Annotated in this window: 22 protein-coding genes; 6 read left to right on the plus strand and 16 right to left on the minus strand. The window is 46.0% G+C overall.

The window, feature by feature from the left end; translation table 11 throughout:
* Nucleotides 1–389: 389 nt before the first annotated feature.
* The 3 genes from SPUTW3181_RS01050 (at nucleotide 390) to SPUTW3181_RS01060 (ending at nucleotide 4,044) form a co-directional block, all read left to right on the plus strand.
* A complete protein-coding gene (locus SPUTW3181_RS01050; protein WP_011787595.1) occupies nucleotides 390–599 on the plus strand; it encodes a hypothetical protein in 210 nt (69 codons plus the stop codon).
* Between the two features lie 465 nt (nucleotides 600–1,064).
* Nucleotides 1,065–2,468 carry an anion permease gene (locus SPUTW3181_RS01055; protein ID WP_011787596.1) on the plus strand — a complete coding sequence of 468 codons (1,404 nt, stop codon included), beginning with the start codon at nucleotides 1,065–1,067 and terminating at the stop codon, nucleotides 2,466–2,468.
* 67 nt (nucleotides 2,469–2,535) lie between these two features.
* Nucleotides 2,536–4,044, plus strand: a complete 1,509-nt coding sequence (locus SPUTW3181_RS01060) for a fumarate hydratase (protein ID WP_011787597.1) — start codon at nucleotides 2,536–2,538, stop codon at nucleotides 4,042–4,044.
* 83 nt (nucleotides 4,045–4,127) lie between these two features.
* On the opposite strand, the gene SPUTW3181_RS01065 is transcribed toward SPUTW3181_RS01060, so the two are convergent.
* The 13 genes from SPUTW3181_RS01065 to SPUTW3181_RS01125 all read right to left on the minus strand — a co-directional run bounded on the left by SPUTW3181_RS01065 (nucleotide 4,128) and on the right by SPUTW3181_RS01125 (nucleotide 14,812).
* Nucleotides 4,128–4,826, minus strand: coding sequence for a response regulator (locus tag SPUTW3181_RS01065; protein ID WP_014609600.1), 699 nt, complete (start codon nucleotides 4,824–4,826; stop codon nucleotides 4,128–4,130).
* Complete coding sequence (locus SPUTW3181_RS01070; protein WP_011787599.1) at nucleotides 4,795–6,462, minus strand: sensor histidine kinase; 1,668 nt, start codon at nucleotides 6,460–6,462, stop codon at nucleotides 4,795–4,797. Before SPUTW3181_RS01070 ends, SPUTW3181_RS01065 begins: the two co-directional genes overlap by 32 nt.
* 183 nt (nucleotides 6,463–6,645) lie before the next feature.
* Nucleotides 6,646–7,011, minus strand: coding sequence for a fumarate reductase subunit FrdD (gene frdD, locus SPUTW3181_RS01075; RefSeq protein WP_011787600.1), 366 nt, complete (start codon nucleotides 7,009–7,011; stop codon nucleotides 6,646–6,648).
* Between the two features lie 12 nt (nucleotides 7,012–7,023).
* Complete coding sequence (gene frdC / locus SPUTW3181_RS01080; RefSeq protein ID WP_011787601.1) at nucleotides 7,024–7,407, minus strand: fumarate reductase subunit FrdC; 384 nt, start codon at nucleotides 7,405–7,407, stop codon at nucleotides 7,024–7,026.
* A 1-nt stretch (nucleotide 7,408) separates the two neighbouring features.
* Nucleotides 7,409–8,149 carry a succinate dehydrogenase/fumarate reductase iron-sulfur subunit gene (locus SPUTW3181_RS01085; RefSeq protein ID WP_011787602.1) on the minus strand — a complete coding sequence of 247 codons (741 nt, stop codon included), beginning with the start codon at nucleotides 8,147–8,149 and terminating at the stop codon, nucleotides 7,409–7,411.
* On the minus strand, nucleotides 8,149–9,924 hold the full coding sequence (frdA, locus tag SPUTW3181_RS01090) for a fumarate reductase (quinol) flavoprotein subunit (RefSeq protein ID WP_011787603.1): 1,776 nt from the start codon (nucleotides 9,922–9,924) through the stop codon (nucleotides 8,149–8,151). The genes SPUTW3181_RS01085 and frdA overlap by 1 nt, the downstream gene beginning before the upstream one ends.
* 315 nt (nucleotides 9,925–10,239) lie before the next feature.
* Nucleotides 10,240–10,716, minus strand: coding sequence for a GNAT family N-acetyltransferase (locus tag SPUTW3181_RS01095; protein WP_011787604.1), 477 nt, complete (start codon nucleotides 10,714–10,716; stop codon nucleotides 10,240–10,242).
* 102 nt (nucleotides 10,717–10,818) lie between these two features.
* A complete protein-coding gene (locus tag SPUTW3181_RS01100) occupies nucleotides 10,819–12,135 on the minus strand; it encodes a sensor histidine kinase (RefSeq protein ID WP_011787605.1) in 1,317 nt (438 codons plus the stop codon).
* A gap of 4 nt (nucleotides 12,136–12,139) precedes the next feature.
* Nucleotides 12,140–12,799 carry a response regulator transcription factor gene (locus SPUTW3181_RS01105; RefSeq protein ID WP_011787606.1) on the minus strand — a complete coding sequence of 220 codons (660 nt, stop codon included), beginning with the start codon at nucleotides 12,797–12,799 and terminating at the stop codon, nucleotides 12,140–12,142.
* A complete protein-coding gene (locus SPUTW3181_RS01110; protein WP_011787607.1) occupies nucleotides 12,799–13,065 on the minus strand; it encodes a PepSY domain-containing protein in 267 nt (88 codons plus the stop codon). The genes SPUTW3181_RS01105 and SPUTW3181_RS01110 overlap by 1 nt, the downstream gene beginning before the upstream one ends.
* Complete coding sequence (locus SPUTW3181_RS01115) at nucleotides 13,058–13,621, minus strand: diheme cytochrome c (protein ID WP_011787608.1); 564 nt, start codon at nucleotides 13,619–13,621, stop codon at nucleotides 13,058–13,060. Before SPUTW3181_RS01115 ends, SPUTW3181_RS01110 begins: the two co-directional genes overlap by 8 nt.
* Before the next feature lie 103 nt (nucleotides 13,622–13,724).
* The gene (locus SPUTW3181_RS01120; RefSeq protein WP_011787609.1) at nucleotides 13,725–14,171 is read right to left on the minus strand and encodes a DUF1924 domain-containing protein; all 447 of its coding nucleotides are present in this window, start codon (nucleotides 14,169–14,171) and stop codon (nucleotides 13,725–13,727) included.
* A gap of 53 nt (nucleotides 14,172–14,224) precedes the next feature.
* Nucleotides 14,225–14,812: a cytochrome b/b6 domain-containing protein gene (locus SPUTW3181_RS01125; RefSeq protein WP_011787610.1), complete on the minus strand. Its 588-nt coding sequence runs from the start codon at nucleotides 14,810–14,812 to the stop codon at nucleotides 14,225–14,227.
* Between the two features lie 216 nt (nucleotides 14,813–15,028).
* Here SPUTW3181_RS01125 and SPUTW3181_RS01130 point away from each other — a divergent pair, with 216 nt between their 5' ends.
* Both SPUTW3181_RS01130 and SPUTW3181_RS01135 read left to right on the plus strand, forming a co-directional pair.
* Nucleotides 15,029–15,493: a DUF2809 domain-containing protein gene (locus SPUTW3181_RS01130; RefSeq protein WP_011787611.1), complete on the plus strand. Its 465-nt coding sequence runs from the start codon at nucleotides 15,029–15,031 to the stop codon at nucleotides 15,491–15,493.
* Nucleotides 15,494–15,573: 80 nt separating this feature from the next.
* Nucleotides 15,574–16,077 (plus strand): hypothetical protein, encoded by a 504-nt coding sequence (locus SPUTW3181_RS01135; protein WP_011787612.1) that lies wholly within the window; start codon nucleotides 15,574–15,576, stop codon nucleotides 16,075–16,077.
* A gap of 165 nt (nucleotides 16,078–16,242) precedes the next feature.
* Here the strand turns inward: SPUTW3181_RS01135 and SPUTW3181_RS01140 are convergent, their stop codons facing one another.
* A complete protein-coding gene (locus SPUTW3181_RS01140; RefSeq protein ID WP_011787613.1) occupies nucleotides 16,243–17,763 on the minus strand; it encodes an aldehyde dehydrogenase family protein in 1,521 nt (506 codons plus the stop codon).
* 260 nt (nucleotides 17,764–18,023) lie between these two features.
* On the opposite strand from SPUTW3181_RS01140, the gene SPUTW3181_RS01145 reads away from it, so the two are divergent.
* A complete protein-coding gene (locus tag SPUTW3181_RS01145; RefSeq protein ID WP_011787614.1) occupies nucleotides 18,024–19,925 on the plus strand; it encodes a sigma-54-dependent Fis family transcriptional regulator in 1,902 nt (633 codons plus the stop codon).
* A 42-nt stretch (nucleotides 19,926–19,967) separates the two neighbouring features.
* Here the strand turns inward: SPUTW3181_RS01145 and SPUTW3181_RS01150 are convergent, their stop codons facing one another.
* Complete coding sequence (locus SPUTW3181_RS01150; protein ID WP_011787615.1) at nucleotides 19,968–21,317, minus strand: ATP-binding protein; 1,350 nt, start codon at nucleotides 21,315–21,317, stop codon at nucleotides 19,968–19,970.
* A 14-nt stretch (nucleotides 21,318–21,331) separates the two neighbouring features.
* Nucleotides 21,332–22,018, minus strand: a complete 687-nt coding sequence (locus SPUTW3181_RS01155) for a response regulator (protein ID WP_011787616.1) — start codon at nucleotides 22,016–22,018, stop codon at nucleotides 21,332–21,334.
* Nucleotides 22,019–22,166: the final 148 nt, after the last annotated feature.

Genomic DNA, 22,166 nt, shown 5'->3' on the forward strand with positions numbered 1-22,166 from the left:
GTTGCATGGCTTAATTGTTGTGCAACAGCGGCTTTGCCGCTCGAGTTTGTCAACCTTTCTGCATTACCACCTGTTTTTTCTTTATCTGTAGCATGCCGCTTTTCATCGATGAATTGGAGCCTAGTCTAAGGCTCTTTTGTCTCAATGAGTTAACGCGCTGTTTTTCATATGCCTTACGTTTTGTTCATTTGTACACCGTTAGCATGCGCTTCAATCTTGTTTGCTTAGGTGAGTTATGTTTGGCGTAAGTTTATGAGTCGTCATATTCTTAGCGAATTAAATCATTAAAGGTTTAATGATGAGTTGACTCATTGAAAATGACCTGTTTGTTCGTTAGAGCAGAAATTTACTGGAAGAGCCGATTGAGGCTTTAATTAAAGGAGTTAGCCATGTCTATCGAATCACATGTCATTGAGAGTCCTACTGGAGTAACGGTAACTGATTTGCCAATGAAGAGCAAAAAAGCTAAAAAAGTCGCTATTGCCAGTGGGTTGCGGATTAAGGATAAGTTGACTCAAGATACTCGTCGGCGAATTGAAATTCTGCATGAGCAACGTCAACTATCTAATCGTTTCGGTGTGGATATCGAAATTGACTAATGTAGCCATAGCGATTATTTTGTCATAATGTTCAGGGCCCAGACTGTGGTTGAGTGTGGGCCTATTTTTAGCAATCTACTGAAGTTATCTTGATTGTGACGCGAAGAATAGATCACACTATTACCATCAAGGATAACAACCTTATTTACATCTCAATGAATAACCCCACCGGCCCTTGCAATACCAATGATCCCGATCAGGATCCAAAATCCATTTAGCAAAGTGTAAGCATTATCTTTATGTTAAGGCTGCCATTGTGGCTTCTTAATCCTCATAAAAAGTTACATAACTACTTTTAAGAAACAAAAAACAAACAAAGTTACATAAAACTCCCCCTCGCCTATTTAATTTTCGATTTTGGTTAAGGTTACAGCGTAACTCAAACCTATGTTGTAGCAGTGGAAAACGATGATGTTTCACCATTGTGCAGCAATAACTTCAAATAAATTTAAATTGGTGCTTACCATGAATAAAAAAATCATCTCATGGCTGATTATATTGGCAGTAGGTGGTGGAATTTGGTTGACTCCCGTACCAGCGGGCGTTGATCCAACTGCCTGGCACTTGTTAGCCATTTTCGCTGCAACTGTGTTAGGTCTTATCCTAGAGCCTATTCCAATGGGTGCCGTTGCTATCGGGGGAATAACAATAACGGCATTGACTGGAACATTAACAATTAAAGACTCGCTGACCGGGTTCTCTAATGATGTTATTTGGTTAATTGTGACAGCTTTTTTTATCTCAAGAGCGTTTATCAAGAGCGGGCTGGGAGCGCGCATTGGTTTTGTATTTATGAGATTACTTGGCAAAAAAACACTGAGTCTATCCTATGGCTTGCTGTTAACAGATTTGATCTTAGCGCCAGCGATTCCATCTAATACTGCTCGGACAGGTGGGATTGTGTTCCCTCTGGCAAACTCAGTCGCAGATGCTTATGGTTCAAAAGCGGAAGAGGGGACGTCAGGTAAGCTAGGCAGCTTCTTGATGACAACAGTTTTTCATGGCACCACTATCACTGGCGCTATGTTTTTAACTGGTATGGCTGCGAATCCACTCGCGGCTAAATTAGCTGCGGATATGGGAGTGGAGATCACTTGGGGTCAATGGGCGTTAGCTGCATTAGTGCCAGGAATTATCGCACTGATATTAATGCCATTATTTGCTTACATGCTAAATAAACCGAGCATTACATCTACTCCACAAGCCCCTCAGATTGCTGCAAAAGCGCTTGCTGATATGGGCAAAATGAAGCTAACTGAGTGGGTTACACTGGGGACCTTTATTGCCTTGATTGCTCTGTGGATTGGTGGTCCTGCACTTGGTGTCAGTGGTACAACGGCTGCTATGGTTGGTTTAATTATACTTGTCACTGCTAATGTGTTGAGTTGGGATGATGTGCTGAAGGAAAAAGGGGCTTGGAATACGCTGGTTTGGTTTTCTGCGTTGGTGATGATGGCAACCTTCCTAAACAAACTAGGTTTAATCACATGGTTCGGCACCAATATCGCGACTAACCTGAGCGGGTTAGATTGGCCAGTTGCACTGTTTTCGTTGGTATTAATCTACTTTTATATCCATTACGCCTTTGCATCTGCAACCGCTCATGTTGCTGCACTTTACTCTGTGTTTCTTGCTGTGGCGATACAGCTGGGGGCCCCTGGTCTTTTAGCTGCGCTTATCTTTGGTTTTACTTCTAATTTATATGCGTGTGGTACTCACTACGGAACAGGCCCTGCACCTATCCTTTTTGGCGCGGGTCATGTGTCGCTGCCTAAATGGTGGAGTGTGGGTTTTGCCATGGGGCTCTTACAAATTGCCATTTGGACCCTTGTGGGCGGAATTTGGTGGAAAGTGATCGGGCTATATTAATCATGTGTCGGGCGGGGTAACTCTTTCCCCCGCTCTAGCTTGCTGTAAATAAATACAAGGGAACGTTATGACAACTATAAAGAAAGTCGATTTTATTGACAGTATCGAAGATGCGCTTCAATACATCTCTTACTATCATCCACTGGATTTTATTCGTGCGATGGAAAAGGCGTACCACGCCGAGAAAAGTGTCGCGGCTAAAGATGCTATTGCTCAAATATTGATTAATTCGAGAATGGCTGCAGAAGGTAAGCGTCCTATTTGCCAAGATACGGGCATTGTGACTTGTTTTGTCAAAATTGGTATGCAAGTGCAGTGGGATACCGATATGACGGTACAGGAAATGGTTGATGAAGGCACAAAAAGAGCCTACAACTGCGTAACTAATCCATTGCGGATGTCGGTTGTCTCCGATCCCGCTGGCGCGCGTAAAAATACGAATACCAATGGCCCTGCGGTCGTCCATATCGAAATGGTTCTCGGTGATAAGGTTGATATTATGATCGCGGCCAAGGGCGGCGGTTCAGAAAATAAGACCAAAATGGCAATGCTAAACCCATCGGATGATATTGCGGCATGGGTGGAAAAAACCGTACCGCTAATGGGCGCGGGTTGGTGTCCTCCTGGCATGTTGGGTATTGGCATCGGTGGTACGGCAGAAAAAGCGGCATTGATGGCTAAAGAAGCGTTAATGGGCTCTGTTGATATCCACGAATTACAGGCGCGGGGATCACAGACTACCGAAGAAGAGCTGCGCTTAGATATTTTTGAACGTGTTAATAAACTCGGTATTGGCGCGCAAGGTTTAGGTGGGATGACCACTGTTGTGGATATCAAAATCAAAACCGCACCGACACATGCGGCATCCAAACCTGTCTGTATTATTCCGAATTGTGCGGCAACGCGGCACGTGCATTTTACGTTAGATGGCAATGGGCCTGCTAAGTTAACGCCACCTAAGCTTGCCGATTGGCCAGAGGTAACCTGGGAAGTCGGTAAAAATGTGCGCCGAGTCGATGTAAATAAACTTACAAAAGCCGATATCGCTGAGTGGCGCTCTGGTGAAACCGTCCTACTCTCAGGTAAAATTCTTACCGGTCGTGATGCTGCCCATAAACGCATTCAAGACATGCTTGCACGGGGAGAATCCTTCCCTGTTGATTTCCAGAATCGTTTTATCTACTACGTCGGTCCAGTGGATGCTGTAGGTGATGAAGTGGTAGGCCCTGCAGGCCCAACGACCTCGACCCGCATGGATAAGTTCACCGATATGATGCTAGAGCAAGCGGGCTTAATGGGTATGATTGGTAAATCGGAACGTGGTGCTGCTACGGTTGAGTCGATTAAGAAAAATCAAGCCGTGTATTTGATGGCTGTCGGTGGCGCCGCATACTTAGTGGCAAAAGCGATTAAGTCAGCCAAGATCCTCGCCTTTGAAGATCTTGGAATGGAAGCCATTTACGAGTTTGATGTTGAAGATATGCCAGTGACTGTCGCCGTGGACAGCCTCGGCGGAAATGTGCACGAAACCGGGCCACAAACCTGGAAACTCAAAATTGCCGAAATGACTGCCTAATATATTTACCCCTGCAAATTAGGCGGTTAGAAGCAATACTAACGGTAACCAACAGACAAACATCTGTTGGTTACCGTTTTTTATTAGCCAAGCAAATCCACATCAATCAATTGATAGACTCTACTGGGGCGTCCACCCGTTTTATAGTTCAATACCATTTTTATCACCCCCTCTGATTCAAGATATTCCAGATAGCGGCGGATAGTGATGCGACTAACATTCATACGATCACTAATATCATCCCCAGAAAATTCAGTGAGTTGTTCTTTTCTTAAGATATCTTTTAGCGTATCGAGAGTATTGGCATCGATTCCTTTTGGTGTTCGCCGCATAGGGAGATTTGTGCGCTTGCCTAGGATATGGTCAATCACACATTGGTCCATGGTTTCATGGCATGCCAATTTTTGTCGATACAGCTTGTAATCATCAAGAGCTTGGCGAACCCTCGACATGCGCAGTGGTTTTACAAGGTAATCACTCACACCGAGTTGAACGACTTGCTCAACGGTTGTGGCCTCGCGCTCAGCGGTGGTCATAATAAAATAACAATTAGCGCCTTGACTGCGCAGTTGTTTGATGACATTTATGCCACTGCCATCGGGTAGAGTGATGTCCACAAAAACCAGCTGGGGTTTATAGAGGTCATAGTGCATCAGAGCATCTTGATAGGTTTCACTGACGACAACGACTTCAAAATCTGGATGTTGGTGAATGATGGATTCCAAGGCATAACTGGCCTTGGGATCATCCTCAATAATCATGGTGGTGACTTTCTGCCTCATAGCGTTTTACTTCGCTCTTCTCAATGTAAATGGAGAATAAAGTGGTGTTATCCTCGGTGCGTTCCCAATCGAGGCTACCACTAAACTGTTTTACAAGTTCGTTAACCAGATATAAGCCTATTCCTGATTGTTCCTGATCGGTTTTACTGGTAACCCCAAAGTCAAAAATGGTATCGGCTATCTCTGGTATTACGCCCGAACCACTATCTTGCACTTCTAAAATAATATGCTGACTACGATCGCTGACATAAACCTGCACTTCTGGTGGTACATTGCTGCGATTATTCCAAGCTGCAACAATCGCATTGTCGATAAGATTCCCCAGTATGGTTGCTAACTTTTCAGAGACTAACTTACTGTAATTAAGAAGGTTATTGTCCTCATCTAATACATATTTTACGTTGGTTTCTGTTGCTTTGTTATATTTTGCCAGCAAGATAGAGGCCACTAAACTGTTATGAATGGAGCGTACAATATTACCGATAATACGTTGATGGCCCTTACTCTCACGGTCAATAAACTCTATGACTTCATCATAATGCTTTAACTGTAGCATGCCAGATAATACATTGAGTTTGTTTGAATACTCGTGGGTTTTACTACGTAACTGTTCAGAATAGTTTTTATAATGAAGTAATTCTTTTCTTAGGTCGTTAAGTTCCATATCCGCGAGGAAAATAATCACATAACCATGTTGTTCTTGGTTTATTTGCCATGGATATATACATACTCGGTAATCAAGCTTTCCTAAGCGAAGCCTTTCGGAGGAGGCTTCTCTATGGCTCGCTTTGGTTATTTGACTTAGCGCCGCCGAAAAATGTGCCAATGGCTGTCCGATATAGTCTTGCTTACTCATGCTACCCATAGGTAAAACTTGAGTCGCGATATCATTGATGGCCGAGATCGTAAAATCATTGCTGACTGAAATAATGGGATCATGGATAGCATTGAAAATACGATCATGTTCCATCAATCGCTTCATCACTAATTCTGGTTCAAGGTATTGCATGGTACGTTTTAATTTTGATAACACTACGATAATTAGCAATACAGCAATCGTTAAAACTAAGATAACGACAAAAAGCAGATTGGCGTGGCTTTGAAGAAAAAGCAGGCTGACTTCTTTGGTCAGAATGCCCACAGCGACTGCACCAATGACTTTACCGTTACTCATGACGGGGGAAAAACTGCGAATGGCAGGGCCAAGCGAACCTTCGGCAAAGGTACTGACTTTAATGCCTTCACTTAATACGGGTTTGAGATCATCTCCCACAAAGGGATGGTGTAGTTTTGATTCTTCTGGATGGCTTAAGCGTATTCCCTCTTTATTGACCACGACAATAAAAGAGACACTAGTCTGAGCGCGTAGGTTTTCAATATACGATCGGATAGATACTTCAGGTGTAACATTGGCGCGTTCAACAGCGTCAATGACCACGGGATCCAATGCAAGAATACTGGCTAACTCTAATCCTCGCTGCTTAAGGCTCTCATCATGGGTGGATTTGAGGAGATGAAAAGTGGCTGCCACCATAATAGTCAAGATCAACACCATTGCCATAAAAATACTGGTAATCAAATGTTTCTTGAATTTCATCGGTTTGACTAAGCCAAATCGCTTATTGGTGGAAAGCATAGACCATCCTGTGGGTGAGTGTTTACATCAATAATATCTTAGCTATTACCTGCGATTAGGATTTTTAAACAACGAAACAACCCCGAAATGCGGAAAATCTCATTTTGGGGCTGTTTAGTTAACAGAAATAGGCAGAAAAATTCTGCCTATCATACCTCTTAAATTATCAACTTAACGATATCGTTAACTTAGTTGTATCACCCAAACGGTAGCCAGTACTGTTACCAATGCCGCGGCTAAGTAGCAAGCGTATTTGCCAACGGTACCTAAATGGATTTGTAAGTCATGTAAACCGTGATGAACTCGGTGCATGGCATGCCACATAGGGAGTGATAAAGAGAGCACGGTAAACGCACCACCAATTGGGTGACTGACAAATGCATAAACTTTGTCGTAGCCGATATCCACTACTCCAAATCCATGTAAGGGCAACAGGATCCCCATCAGAAGTACGGTTACCGGTGTAATCATGGCAAACCAAACGCCACCCGCGCCAAACAGGCCCCACCAAATGGGTTCATCAGAGCGTTTTGGTGAATAATTGATCATAATGTACTCCTACTAAATACAAGCAATCGCCACGAGTGACACTAGCACTAACAGTAGCCATTGAACCGTAACGATGGCACCCGTTGGCACGACTTTTTCACCCAGCTTAATTGGCATCACCTGCGGCATCATGCCAAAAAATGTTTTTGCATGATAAAGTGCTCCGATCAATGCCAATACATTGATAAGTAACATGACAGGGTGAGATGAAAAATAGAGCCAGTTATTCCAAGCATCACTGCTTGAGACCAGCGCAAATAAACCCGCGCAAAGATTAAGTGTGAATAGGATCAGCGGTACTATGGTTAATTCTCGCACCATATACCAACTGAAGAAGTTATTCTCGGACCACCAAGTTCTCTGCATAGGACGAACATAGGGTTTGCGGTTTTGCATCTTATGCCTCCTTTGTCGTTATCATATTAATGAGAAAGTCTTTAGCTGACTCGACCTTGCTCTGGTTTACGGCCGCCGCAGGATCGACATGCTTTGGACATACCTTTGAACAGTATCCAACGAAGGTACAACCCCAAGCACCGTCTTTACCGTTGATAAGCTTCATCCGTTCGACTTTGCCCAGATCACGACTATCTAAGTTATATCTGTGGGCAAGCGTGATGGCGGCAGGGCCGATAAACTCTGGGTTCAAACCAAATTGCGGACAAGCTGCATAGCACAAACCACAGTTGATACAGCCTGCAAACTGCTTGTATTTGGCCATTTGTGCTGGCGTTTGTCGATTTGGTCCATCTTCGGGTTTGCGATCGTTACCAATGATATAAGGTTTCATTGCTTCTAATCGCTCAAGGAAGGGGGCTTTGTCGACCACCAGATCTTTCTCAATGGCGAAGTTAGCGAGTGGCTCAAGCGTGATACCTTCTGGGTAGTCGCGTAAAAAGGTTTTACAGGCCAATTTAGGCACTTTGTTAACCATTACGCCACAGGAGCCGCAAATCGCCATGCGACAAGACCAGCGATAGGATAAAGATTTATCCATATGATCTTTAATGTAAGTTAATGCATCTTGTATGGAGGTTGTGTTATCCGCAGGGACTTTGAACGTCTCCAAGAAGGGTTCATTGTCCCTTTCTGGATCATATCGAAGGATATTAACCGTCTGAATATTATGCTCTGTCATTAGACTTTCTCCTGCTGTTTTGCGGCATCACCATACAGGCGAGCTTGAGGTTGAGACTTAGTAATTTTCACCTCGCTGTACTTGATGGTTGGCACAGAATTAGGGTTATAGAGTGCAAGGGAGTGTTTTAGATAATCCTTGTCATTGCGCGAGTTACAGCCTTCGTCGAGCCGTTGATGGGCGCCGCGTGATTCTCGGCGCTGAATTGCGGAGTGTGCCATGGCCTCGGCAACATCTAAGCTAAAGCCGACTTCAATGGCATAGAGCAAATCAGTATTAAATACTTTGCCTTTATCGGTGATTTGGATGTTTTTATAACGTAAGCGCAGCTCAGCGAGCTTATCTATCGTTGCTTGCATACCTGCTTCATCGCGGTAGATGCCACAACCAGATTCCATGCTCTTACACATTTCAGTACGTACATCAGACCAGTTTTCTGTACCTTTCTGAGCTAATAGCGCATCGAGACGGGCCTCAACGGCTGCGGCTTGTTCATTAATCGCATCGTAGTTCCATCCTTGAAATTCTGCGGCGCGCTTAGCCGCGGTTTCACCAGCTAATCGGCCAAACACAACAAGCTCTGCCAGCGAGTTAGAACCAAGGCGGTTAGCACCGTGTAAGCCAACTGAAGAACATTCACCAACGGCAAACAAGCCTTTAATTTGGGTTTCAGTTTGAGGATCGGTTTCAAGACCTCCCATGGTGTAATGGGCGGTAGGGCGAATAGGAATGGGTTCTTTCGCGGGGTCTACGTTGACATAGGCCTTTGCTAGTTCACAGATAAAAGGTAAGCGCTCTTTGAGGTAGTCTTCACCTAAGTGGCGTAAATCTAAGTGAACTACATCTCCCAGAGGATGTTTGATGGTATTTCCCTTACGTTGCTCATGCCAAAATGCTTGAGAAACCTTATCGCGAGGGCCTAATTCCATGTATTTGTTTTGTGGTTGACCAACGGGGGTTTCTGGCCCTAGACCATAATCCTGCAGATAACGGTAACCATCTTTATTGACCATGATACCGCCTTCACCGCGACATCCTTCCGTCATCAAAATCCCCGTACCGGGTAAACCCGTTGGGTGATATTGCACAAACTCCATATCACGCAGTGGCACGCCATGACGATAGGCAATCGCCATTCCATCACCAGTGACTATGCCTCCATTGGTGTTGAAGTGGTAGACCCGGCCACCGCCACCTGTTGCTAGGATCACCGATTTGGCTTTAAAGCAAACGAGCTCGCCTTCAGCAATACATAGGGCGATAACACCTTGCACTTCATTATCGACAACGATGAGATCCAGCACGAAGAATTCGTCATAGCGCACGATATTGCTGTACTTCATTGATGTTTGAAAAAGGGTGTGTAGCATGTGAAAACCCGTTTTATCGGCCGCAAACCAAGTTCGCTCAATCTTCATTCCACCAAAACGGCGCACGTTAATTTCACCGTTAGGTTTTCGGCTCCACGGACAACCCCAGAGTTCTAACTGGGTCATTTCACGTAGTGCATTTTCGACGAAATACTCGACAACGTCTTGTTCACATAGCCAGTCGCCACCGGCAACCGTATCATTGAAATGGTTATCCAGACTGTCTTCATCTTTAATTACCGCAGCCGAACCGCCTTCGGCAGCCACGGTATGTGAGCGCATTGGATATACTTTGGAAATGAGAGCGATACTTAGCTTTGGATTCGCCTCTGCTGCAGCAATTGCTGCGCGAAGACCCGCGCCACCAGCGCCGATGACCGCCACATCTGTGGTTATGGTTTTCAAAATTATCCCTCCAGCAGGAATGATGTTTATCTGTTCAAAACGGACGGTATAGGTAGGGTCGCGTTTTTACTCGTATCTCGGAATCATCAAAACTCAATCAATAAATGATGTTTCTTGAGTGGATCTGTCGTCTGATTTATTTTCGAGGTGAGTATAACAACGGCAAAAATCCTAAAACTGGGGGTAGGCGATATTGAAACTAAGTGCGCTTTTGTAACTTATTTATCCTTATTAACTTAAATTGTTATCACAAAAACAAAACAACTGGAAATTGCCGAGCCAGCAAAAACTGGCGGCATGTTCTAATTAGTGCTGCTATCTCCTTGGGGGCGTTAATTGATATTCCATTATCGTAACCATCTCGCCCTTATACTCTTCCCGTGAAATCATTGACCAACCCAGTGCCTGATAAAAATCGGCTTTATCTGCGGTAAACAAATAGATTTTCTGTAAACCAATCGCTCTAGCATGCTCAACGACGGCATTGACGAGCAACTTACCCAGTCCTTTATTTCTATGGTTGGCATTCACATACACATTGGCAAGCCAAGGGCTTAAGTCAGTTCGGCTGTCCATATCTGCGGCGATTAATGAAGATGATCCCATTACTTGATTTGCCTGTTCGCAGATAAACATCTTAGGCATAGCTGCGTCAGTTAAATACTCGTTCATTTCCTCAATCAACGTAGTGACTGAAGCATCCGCAGAACTCAAATGTGCCCATGCTTGATGATGCCACTCCGCCAATTGTGGAATGTGTTGCGGGGCCGATTTTAGGTCGATAACTTTCATATAAATCTCTAGACTGATTGGGGAAAGGGGGTTGAATGGGCAAATTATACCCTCTATTGGCTTGCATGAACTCAGTGGGCACAGGCTGAGTGAGTATACCGTTTAATTCGGGAGCGGCAGAAATACGCTGGCGTTAAGTCCGCCTTGTTTCGCATGGCTAAAACCGAGTTCGCCTTGATAACTGTCGACGATATCTTTGCAGATAGACAATCCTAAACCATGGCCTTGGATGCTTTCATCTAGCCGGATGCCGCGCTCAATGATAACTGACAGCGCGGCATCGGAGACGCCTTCGCCATCATCACTCACTTCTATCCCATAGCCTGTGGTTGGCACGTTCTGCTGACTAATACGGATCTCAATGTTCTTGCGGCCATGCTTGCAGGCATTATCCAGCAAGTTGCCTAAGAGTTCGAGTAAGTCATCCCGATCAAATGGCATCACTAAGCCGCTCGTGTAATGGCTATGAATAATGCGGTCTGGGTAAATGCGCTGCATTACTTGAATCAGCGGCGCAAGATCGTCATCGAGCACGGTATAACGCCCTGGTGTGGACAGGCCGACAATCTTAGTGCGCTTAAGCTCTCTCTCAATGATGTGGTGCAGGTTTGCGAGCACCTTGCTGCCCTCACTCCGCTGTTCTGGTGGAAGGCTTTCTAGGTAGGACTGCAGCCCTTGTAGCGGACGTTTCATTTCGTGGGCTAAGTTACCCAAGGCATTACGGGAGCGTTGTACTCTTTGGCCCAATTGATTGACTAAACGATCTATCTCTTCGATCAGTGGGACTATCTCGCTTGGCACTTGGTCAGGATTGATTTCTTGCCCTTGGGTGCGCATCTGCCGTATGGCTTCTGGCATCCGCTCTAAGGGTTTAAAGCCGCGTTTCAGTAGCTGATACTGCGCCATTAATAGAATAACAATCGTGAGCAACACGGCTGCACTAGCAAAGACTAAAAAGTGGATTTGGGTTTGTTCAAGCGCGCTAATATCTTCTGTCACCCACAGAGTAACTAATTGATCATCTTTGATAACGGCCTGACTGAACATCAGCCAATGCTCTTTGCTGACAAACTCAGTGGCTTGGTGTTGCTCACCAGCGGTCAGTTTTGGCATGTTCACGTTATGGTCGAAAAGGGAGCGTGAACGCAGAGTTTGCTCGCCGATTTGAATCGCAAAATAATGCCCAGAATTAACCCTGTGGTACACATTGGGTAAACGGTCGGTGGTGAGCGCCCATGTGCCATCGGGATTGTGATTCAGGGCGGAGATCAGGCTGTCGGCATCGTGTTGTAGACGCGAAGCGACAAAGTCTTGGGTTAATACTTGGATACCTTGGTACAGAAAATACAGTAACAGCACCATGGCAAAGGTGAGCGTGATCAGCAGATTGCGCGTCAGATAACCCTTGAGTGAATACACGCCTTTACTCCTTGAGTCGATAACCTTGGCCGCGGCGGGTTTCGATATAATCCTTGCCTAAGCGCTGGCGCAGGCGGTTGACGTACACTTCGATGACATTGCTGTCTTTGATTTGATCTTCTTCGTAAATGCGTTCACTGAGCTCTGACTTAGAGACGATCTTGCTGGGATTGACCATTAAATAATGCAGCAGACGATATTCAATCTTAGTCAGCTCTATCACTGCACCATCAACATTAGTGACGGCTTGTTTGTCGACATCGAGGGAGACGCCTGCATGCTGCAACACATTGTCGGCACGGCCAAAGTGGCGGCGGATCAACACTTCGAGCCTTGCGAGTAGTTCTTCAATGTGAAAAGGCTTGCCGAGGTAATCATCGGCACCCGCCTTGAGGCCATCGACCCGCTCGTGCCACGCATCACGTGCGGTGAGGATCAGCACTGGCATGGCTAAGCCTTTTTGTCGCCATTGGCCGAGGACTTGTAAACCGGGTTTGCCGGGTAAACCGAGGTCGAGGATCACGGCTTCGAAGTTTTCTTCTTCGCCTAAAAAGGCGCCATCAATACCGTTATCGGCGTGCTCGACGGTATAACCCGCCTTGTTGAGGGCGGGAATGAGGCGCGCGACCAGATCGGTATCATCTTCAATCAATAGCAAACGCATCAGTCGACCTTTTCCTTTAGCCACTCGCCAGTTTTGGCGTCAATTTTGATTTCATACACTATGCCATCGTCACGGAGGATCTCGAGCTCGTAGATGATCCTGCCATGTTTTTGTTCGACTTCTAAGTCCAGCAGCCGCCCCTGTAGGCGTGATTCGTAGCGTTGCATTATGGTGTCGAAGGGTAAAACCTTGCCCTCCTTAACCCACTCGACCACCTTGCTGGAAAGATCATCGTCGTGGGCATCAGTGCTTGGGCTGCTAATCATCCCAACGGCCAAAGCCAGGAATATTAACGGTATCTTCATCGAATATGCCCTTCTCTGCGAGGTTGTGACAATTGCTACATTGACTGAATGAACCGACTTTTGGGTTATCTTGCACCATTCGCCTTGGGATCTCATCGTGTTTGCGAATAAAAAATGCCTGTTCTGTGATCTTTTGCGGCCCCATGCCCGCGAGCAGCGGCGTGCTGTTTTTCATCACCTTACCATTTTGCGCTGCATGTTGAACTAGATATTCCTCAATTCTAGCAGTGACTTGAGGATCTACGCTGGCGTTGTCACCAAAGTGATTTTCTAAATTTTCCGTAATGGCGCGCCACTTGTCGGCGGGGAGTAAATTGGCTGGATAGGCCATATGGCAGCTACCACATTCTGCAATGTATTCCGCATTCTGTGGAATGGCGCGGCTGAGCTCGCGGCCATCGTCCGCATAGCCTGTGCCAGTTAAGGTTAGGCTGATGCCGATAACGCCAATGGCTAATGCCGCAGCTGTGAGTGATGAACCTAAGATCCAACTAATAGGGTGTGCTTGTTGAGTCATGACATCTTCCTTTTTGTGCCGTTACCTTCTGTGGAAGGTATTGAAATTAATTGATCTAATTAAATGAGCTAATTGAATGAGTTATAAGGTAGACATTTGGCGGTTATTGCAGGCTTAACCAGAGTAAGGCATCGCCTTTTTCCTGCGGCGTGCAGTCGCGTTTAAAGGTCCAGTTACAGTTACGGGTAAACCATTTCTCGATTTTGGCTGAGTCGGTTAACCGATCTGCGGTAATCGACGGCGCCATAGGGTCAATGGGTTTACGGGTATTTTGGTGCATCCCCATGTCGGTGACTTTGGCGGTATGGCAACTGGCGCAGCTGCGGCCGTCCATGTCCTGTAGCCAAAGCTTTTGTCCTGCGGCGGCGGTAAAGGGTCCCGCGCCTTGGGCTTGATAGCGTTGCAACTGCGTGCCAATGCGCTCAGCGCTAAGTGGCAGGCTTTGCACTTTACTGTTGACGGCGCTAACGCTAAGGCTAGTCAGCAGCAAGGTGGAAATCGCTATTATGGCAAGGCGACTTTTATTCGTGTGTCTGGTTAATCTGTTCATAGGGCATTCCTTTTGGGCTGGATGTCTTATTGCTAAGCAAAATGGCTAAGGGATTAATCTTCTTGTTCCACTGGGCGTTGTTTCTTGCCCGTGACCATGGCTCTGACTAAGTTCTCTTTGTGTAATAGGCTGCTGACAATGACGCCGCCAACGTGGATGACCACAAGGAACACTGTAAAGTTGGCAAATAATTCATGGACTTCTTTTATGGCGCCTTCGGGCCAAGTGGCGAAAAAGCTCGTGGCTAATGGGCCGTATACGTCGGTGGCGTACAGAGCCATACCCGAGAACCCCGTGATGGCGATGCTGGCAATCAAGGCCACTATCATCATTGCCCCAGCGGGGTTATGGCCTATGTAGTCTTTGGCTTTGCCCGTGATGAGCCCTTTGAGGTACACAAGCACTTCTTTAGGGCGAGTGATAAAGTTGCTAAAGCGCGCATTGTGGGTACCCATCACGCCCCACAGTAGGCGAAACACCAGTAAAATTAAGATGCTATAACCTGCGTAACTGTGGATGGTCATCCATTCGTCTTCGCCTTCAGTGAGGTAGGCTAAGGTAAAAAAGCCGACGAGTGACCAATGGAATATGCGGATCAACAGGTCCCAGACTTTGATGGTTTGCAGTGTGTTTGATGACATGGTATGACGCTCCTAAGTAGGTTTAGATGTAGGCTACTTAACCCAAACTTAAACCTCGCTTAAATTTTGAGGGGCGAACATTTGTCGAATTGATGGGTTTGAGTGGTGCGCTTGCTCGTGTGGTGAGCTTTAAATGTCAACGAAAACTCACTTGTTAACCTATTGGTATTACGGTAAATTCTGCCATCTCAACCGAGTGAAGGGATTAACTTATTTATGTCTACCGCCGTTATTCGCGCTTTTATCAGCCGCAATCCGAGTCGTAAATCCTTTTGTATTTATGCCGTTTTATTATTTTTGACTGAAGTCTTAATCGCTTTATATGCACCTGCGGGTTTTATTCGTGGTTTTGTGGGTGATGTACTAGTAGTGATCTTACTGTTTTGTATGGTGCGGGCTGTCGTTCCGGTTGACAGCCCAGCAGAAAAGTCCCTAGCACAAAACGCAGGCGAGGGCATGAAGCGTTTTTTTCAAACTCCTTGGTTGGCGTTTTCGGTATTGCTGTTTGCCTTTGCTATCGAGTTTGGTCAGTATTGGGGTTTAGTCGACAAGCTAGGCTTGGGCGGAAATCGCTTGGCGCGAATAGTGATAGGTAGCCATTTTGATCCACTCGATCTCGTGGCGTATTTTGTCGGCTATTTGATCTTACTGAGCTGTTATTGGAAAAGCCGTCAGTCCTAGTGATTTGAATTTGCAAGAGCCGCGTGATGTGTGTGTTCGCGGGTAGGCGAGATAGGTAGGCGAGATAAGTGGGGTAAGGGATGCAGCCGATAACGGGGTTTTCACTGCTAACAGAGCATACCGATGGACTTGAGCCTAATCCATTGAAAATGCCTTTGTATTTCAATGGCCAACCTACTCATACCTTTATTGCTGGCTTAGTGATTGAAGGCCAATATCGCTGCGTTTTACCCAATAAAACCTCGGGGTATTTGGTCATCACTTCTTTTGATTGTCCCTTCGAAGAATCGACCGAGTTTAGTCTGCTTGATGAAGGGTTTAAGCTCATTGCGACAACCTCTTTGGCGCAAATGTACGATTCTTTTCTGCTTTATGCCCATTGGCCTATGACGGATAACCGACTGAGGTTGCACTATTACGGTCAGTTTGTGCTGGATTTAGTGATGACAACGGGCAGTTCTTGGTTACCTTTTCAGCCAAAACTTAAACTGGTTGAAGTTGTCGATCCACAAAGCGATCCACAAACAGCCTCCTCTCTTGCTGAATTAGCTCAGCGTTTAGCGCGGATTAATAATATAAACTGAGTGAGGTTTGAATTAAATTGAGTTAAAAAAGAAAGGGCTATTCGCCCTTTCATGTTTATCACTTGTATCTATTACTCATGCGGAAAGTTTTATAAGCCTGCTTACAAAGACGTTTAAAAACCTAATAAAAGCTTCCTCACATCAGCTTGTTTGAGCACCAAAACCTTAGAAGAAACCTAAAGGATTCACATCGTAACTCACCAAGAGATTCTTGGTATTTTGATAATGGTTGAGCATCATCTTATGGGTTTCGCGGCCGATGCCGGATTTTTTGTAACCACCAAAGGCGGCATGGGCAGGATAGGCGTGGTAACAGTTAATCCACACGCGGCCCGCTTGAATGCCACGTCCCATACGTTGAGCCGTGTTCATGTCCCGCGTCCACACGCCAGCGCCTAGGCCGTACTCAGTATCGTTCGCGATCGCTAAGGCTTCGGCTTCATCTTTAAAGGTGGTGACCGAAATGACGGGGCCGAAGATCTCTTCTTGGAAGATACGCATCTTATTGTGGCCTTTCATAATGGTTGGGCTGATGTAATAACCTTCACTTTGGCCGCCATCGAGTTGGCAAAGTGTGCCTCCCAATAGCACTTCTGCACCTTCAGCCTTACCTATGGCTAAGTAACTTAAGATCTTATCGAACTGTTCTTTAGAGGCTTGAGCGCCCACTTGAGTGTCGGTATCTAAGGGATCGCCTTGCTTAATGGTTTGCGCACGGGCGAGCACTTTTTCGATAAAGCGATCAAAAATCGATTCTTGGACTAGCACCCGAGATGGGCACGTACAGACTTCTCCTTGGTTGAAGAAGGCCAGCAACATGCCTTCGACGGCCTTATTTAAATATTCGTCTTCATGGTCCATCACATCGGCAAAAAACACGTTAGGCGACTTGCCGCCAAGCTCAACGGTCGATGGAATTAAGGATTCGGCGGCGCATTTTAAGATGTGATAGCCAATTTCGGTGGAGCCCGTAAACGCAAGCTTAGCGATGCGTTTGCTGGTGGCGAGCGCTTGTCCCGCTTCGGCGCCAAAGCCGTTGACTACGTTAAGAATACCCGCGGGTAATAGGTCTTCAATCAGTTCGAGCAAGACCAAAATCGATACCGGTGTTTGCTCTGCAGGCTTGAGTACCACACAGTTACCAGCCGCCAGCGCAGGGGCGATTTTCCATGCCGCCATTAAGAGCGGGAAGTTCCAAGGAATGATCTGGCCGACCACGCCTAAAGGCTCTGGGAAGTGATAACTGACTGTGTTGCCATCAATATCGGCGGCGCTGCCTTCCTGTGCGCGGATACAACCAGCAAAGTAGCGGAAGTGATCGACGAATAAGGGCAAGTCGGCGTTTAAGGTTTCACGCACCGCTTTACCGTTTTCCCAGGTTTCGGCTACGGCTAAATATTCGAGATTTTGTTCGACCCGATCGGCAATGCGCAGTAACAGGTTTGAGCGTTCGGTAACTGAGGTTTTACCCCATGCTTCTTTCGCTGCGTGAGCGGCATCTAAGGCTAATTCAATATCTTGGGCATCGGAGCGTGGGATTTGGCAAAAGTTTTGGCCATTCACGGGAGAGCGATTGTCGAAGTATTTACCATTGACTGGGGCGATCCATTTACCACCGATAAAGTTGGCATATTTTTCTTTGAAGTTAACGATTGCGCCTGCGGTTCCGGGTTGAGCATAAATCATAGAATCATTCCTTCTTGTTGATTGGCTTAGTGTTCTCTTGCGTAACACTTTAGCGTTGCATACAAATGGATATCGCAAGGAGAGTGCCAAACTGGCAGGAGTTGTACACTTGTTGCGCTAACAGTATGATGAAAAGCTAATTTTGCAGATTTGAATAAGTATGGGCACTCAGGGATAGGAGTGTGTCCTGTGGTTACTTTGTCATTGAGTGGCACACAGCAATTGTGCCGAAACGGAACACAGCTCGGGGGGGCACGGTTATGACAGTTAAACCGCATTTACCATCGACACAGGCGTGGTTGGCCGATTCGTGGCAGCGCAGCATTGGCGCTGGCTTGTCAGAATTTCAGTTACCCCAGGAGCTCAGGCTCGATGCTAGTGAACTAAAGCAGAAACATGAGCAATATCAAATGCTCATCGCATTAGTGCAATCCCATGCCTTGCCTTTGTTCAATCAGTTGATGGCGCATTCTAATAGCCGACTCCTGCTCAGCGATGCCGAGGGTTATGTGCTTAGGCATTGGGGCGTGAGCCGTTACTCTACAAAACTGGCGGACGTGGCTTTGGATATTGGGGTGAATTGGCTTGAGCAGCACAAGGGCACCAATGCGATAGGGACGGCACTCACCGCCAAACAAGCAGTATCTGTGGTGGGTGAGCAACATTTTATTCGCCAGAATCGTTTTATGAGTTGCACTGCTTGCCCGATATTTTCCCCCCAAGGTGAGATGCTCGGGGTGATTGATATCACCAGCGAGCAGCAAAGGCACACCCAGCAGACGCTAATGTTAGTGTCCAGTTTGGCACAGCAGGTCGAGACCGCGCTTTTGTGCCATCTGCCCGATAGCCATTATCGAATCGATTTAGCTGCGCAACCCAATCTGCTCAATTCGGGTTGGCAGGGTATAGTGATTGCCGATAGCGATGGCCGCATCGTGGGTTGTAATCCCATGGCGAAACAATTACTTAATCATGCCAAGGTGGGCGATGCTGTCGAACAGTACTTAGGCGATAATTGGAGCCGTGTGGGTGGCTTTAATCAACATTTAGCTTTGCATTTACAGACTCAATCCTTAAATATTCCCAGCGCTAAGGGTCGAGTTGCGATTAGCAATAAATCGCTCAATCAATTGGGGGTTCGGTTTCGCGATCCTCAATTAGAACGCGCTTGGCAACATGCCAATAAGGTGATCACCAAGCAAATTCCGCTGTTAGTGCTCGGAGAAACGGGCGTCGGTAAAGAGCAGTTTGTTAAAAAGCTCCATGCCCAGAGTGCACGTCGCACCGAGCCTTTAGTGGCAGTGAACTGCGCCGCATTGCCCGCTGAATTAGTCGAATCTGAACTTTTTGGTTATCAGGCAGGCGCTTTTACTGGGGCAAACCGCACTGGATTTATCGGTAAAATTCGCCAAGCCCACGGTGGCTTTTTGTTTTTAGATGAGATCGGTGAAATGCCGCTGGCGGCCCAGAGTCGTTTACTCAGAGTATTGCAAGAGCGCGAAGTGGTACCCGTTGGCAGTAATCAAAGCTTTAAAGTCGATATCCAAATCATTGCCGCAACCCATATGGATTTAGAACAACAGGTGACTCAAGGGCTGTTTCGACAGGATTTGTTCTATCGATTGAATGGCTTGCAGGTGCGTTTACCTGCGCTGCGTGAACGGCAGGATATCGAGCGTATTATCCATAAATTACACCGTAAACATCGTATTGCTGCGCAGGATATCTGCCCTGAATTGTTAGGACAAATGATGCAATACGACTGGCCGGGGAATTTGCGCGAGCTGGATAATCTCATGCAAGTCGCTTGCTTGATGGCAGAAGGGGACAATACCCTCAATTGGCAACATTTACCCGATTATCTGGCGGCCAAACTCACATGCGAGCCGTTAAAAGGAGACCTGTTACAAGCTGCATCTTTATGTGATGAATTTAAAGAGGTAAGCCGTCAACGTTCTGCATCACCCCTGCCAAGTGGTAAGCTCGCTGTGGAGCCGAATGTCACAAAGGTTCAATCGGATTCCCTAAATGAGGCGATTTATAGCAATGTGCTGCAGGCATTTCAGGCCTGTAATGGCAATGTGAGCCAATGCGCTAAACGCTTAGGGATCAGCCGTAATGCCTTGTATCGTAAGTTGAAACAGATGGGACTTAAAGCTTAGCCATAAGGGTAAGCTTTAATCCCATGTCGATTGATTTAAGGTTTAAACGGGTAGGGTAATATTGACTTCAAGCCCATGTGGTACTCTATTCTTCGCCTTAATTTTTCCTTTATGGGCAGTAATGGCAGCTTCGGTAATGGCAAGTCCTAAACCCCAACCACCACTTTCTCTCTGTCTTGCTGAATCGGGACGGTAGAAAGGCTTAAAAATAGCATCAAGCTCAGAGGCATCAATGCCCGGCCCATCATCTTTAATGGTGATATAGACTTCATCAGCCGTGGCGCTGGCGTGTATATAGATATCGTTTTTGGCATAACGAATCGCGTTACGCAGCAGGTTTTCGATGGCGCGGGAAAGCGATTTTGGAAAGTGTGTTAATTCAATATCTTCATCTATATCGATAGTGATTTTTTTATCCTGTTGATCGGCCTCAAATTCCGCATCGTCTAGAACTTGGCTTAAGGATTCGGCTAGGCCTAAGCGCACTTTGGTTTCGTTGGTGTTGAGTTTGACTCGTGAAAGCTCTAGCAATTCCGCGATAAGTTTTTCAAGTTGTTCGGCCTCATATCCTATGCGGTCAGTTTCTGTGGTTTGCTGGCCTTTTTTGCGCGCAAGTGCCAAAGATAATTGTAAACGTGTCAATGGGGTGCGTAATTCATGGGAGATATCTCCCATTAACCTTTGCTGATTTTTAACCATAGTTTCAATAGAATCCGCCATGCTATTAAAGGCGCTGGCGAGTTGGCCTATTTCATCATTACGCTTAGTCGTGGCTTTATCAACACGGTTACTTAAATCGCCCTCAGCGAGAGCATTAGCACTTTTTTTAAGGGAATTTAGCGCTTTACCTAAATGCCACGCGAGTAAACCACAGAGTAACCCCGAAAGTAGAATTGCTAGACTTAAGGTTAACAGTTTGTTTTCGACAAAAAAGAAGAACCAAGGCCGTGGATGATGATCCGGCAAGCGGCCGTATAATGAGTAGGTTTCACCATTAACATTGAAGTGGTAAGGGCCAAATACCAATTCATCTTTAAATTGATGGCTAATGGGTCGTTTATCTTCATCCGTCATCAGCATAAAGCTACGAACACCACGGCTAATTTTTTGGGTATTAATCACTTGCCCTTCGCTGTTCGCGAGATAAATACGGAGCGGTTTTCCTTCCATATTTCTTTGTCTTTCCCATCGACGTAAAAAGTCAGACTCGAACAGGGAAGGATTTTCTTGGAATCGTATCGCAATATTGGATAACGCATTTTCAAGATGAGGTGGAATCGGTGCTCTATCGTGCTTTTGTTGTAGTAATGGCAACAGGCCGACCAAAGCAATGATCAGTGAGCTACAGAGCCAGAATCCGAGCAATAATTTGATAAATAAACGATTAGGCACAATATATTCCGCCCTTATGGTAGCCAGATATAACCTTTACCTCGGATGGTTTTTACCCTCGGTCTGCCATCGCTACGCTCGGGGAGCTTTTTCCGTAAATTGGACAGGTGCATATCTAAACTGCGATCGAAGGGCATAAGTTTTTTGCCAAGCACAATTTCATTTAGCTCTTCTTTATTCATTAACTCACCAGCGTGTAATGCTAGGGTATGCAATAGCGTGAACTCTGTTCCCGTAAGAATAATCAGTTGTTCATTACAGTAGGCTTCTTGGCGTGAAGGGTCTAAACGCAAATCGCCAAACTCTTGGGCTGGCGCCGCATGAATTTCTTGGGCGGTTAAATGGGCACGGCGGATAATTGCACGAATACGGGCGATTAACTCTCGGTCATTAAAGGGTTTTGGCAGGTAGTCATCAGCGCCAATTTCAAGACCCACAACGCGGTCTATTTCATCGCCACGGGCTGTTAGCATCAATACAGGAGTTTGTTTATGTTGGCGCAGGGCTCGAAGCACTTCAAAACCATTTAATTTAGGTAACATGACATCGAGTAAAATCAGATCAAAATCGGTTGTGAGGGCAAGATCTAATCCTTTCTTACCATCGTAGGCTAACGTTAAGGTAAAGCCTTCCAGTTCAAGCAACTGCCCGAGTAATTCCGATAAACCGAGATCGTCATCGATCAATAATATCCGACTCATAATGTTCCTTAATCTTTGTGATATGGCTTTATGTGCTTTTATCACTGGCAATGTTGTACTTTGGCTGAGTATACCCGTTTTGATGTCAATTGCTGTGTAGCAATGTAAGCCAAAGTAAAGAATAGAGTTATTGCCGCAACTTTACAGT

This window comes from Shewanella sp. W3-18-1 (assembly GCF_000015185.1).
Lineage (GTDB): Bacteria > Pseudomonadota > Gammaproteobacteria > Enterobacterales > Shewanellaceae > Shewanella > Shewanella putrefaciens.